Raw genomic sequence first — 609 nt, forward strand, 5'->3', positions numbered from 1 at the left:
CTCCCTTTGATTATTGTAACCACTTTAATCATGGCACATAGATGCCGTATAGGGAGGAGACCATTACATCAGGTTAGCTATAGCCTACACATAAGAGAATATTATGAGCGAAAAAATAAACGAAGAAGCACTCCACGCCTTAAAAATAGCTTTTACATACATGCCTAAAGCGATTGAAGTGACAAAGTATGAATATGGCGAGCGCTACCAAAGCGTACTTGATCACATTGAAGCTGTACGTGAAACACTGCTTATTAACGATGTTGACCCAGAGGAAGTAGGCGGCGATATCAACCCGCAATATACCCCAAATTCAACGTATTAAAAGTATACCGCTGAGTATTATATGCTCGGCGGCATGTTGCGCTATATACAAGGGCCTGTTTATCTTTCGAGGTTAAATTTGCAGCAGACTGTTTGGTATTTAGGCGAGGCAGAGCCTATGTAGTGTGGTTATTCCCCATAAATAGGCGATAACGCAGCATAAATGCCAAACATGCGTTGCCCTTTGGGTTCTGCCTAGGGACAATTTACTCTTTGTTGCTCGGTTTTTACTTATTCTTACATGGATGTAAGCCAGTAGAATAACGCAGGAGCAGTTATCGAGCC

The 609-nt window shown here is 42.0% G+C and carries 1 protein-coding gene; it reads left to right on the forward strand.

The annotated features are described in order from the left end of the window. The first annotated feature begins 103 nt into the window (after window positions 1–103). Window positions 104–325: a hypothetical protein gene (locus AAEY68_RS20705; RefSeq protein ID WP_007581825.1), complete on the forward strand. Its 222-nt coding sequence runs from the start codon at window positions 104–106 to the stop codon at window positions 323–325. Window positions 326–609: the final 284 nt, after the last annotated feature.

The organism is Pseudoalteromonas sp. RB2-MNA-CIBAN-0110, from assembly GCF_040309305.1.
Lineage (GTDB): Bacteria > Pseudomonadota > Gammaproteobacteria > Enterobacterales > Alteromonadaceae > Pseudoalteromonas > Pseudoalteromonas arctica.

What these genes read in the sequence shown, in the direction of transcription:
- AAEY68_RS20705 (WP_007581825.1), top strand. Translation starts at nt 104, where the DNA reads ATGAGCGAAAAAATAAACGAAGAAGCACTCCACGCCTTAAAAATAGCT.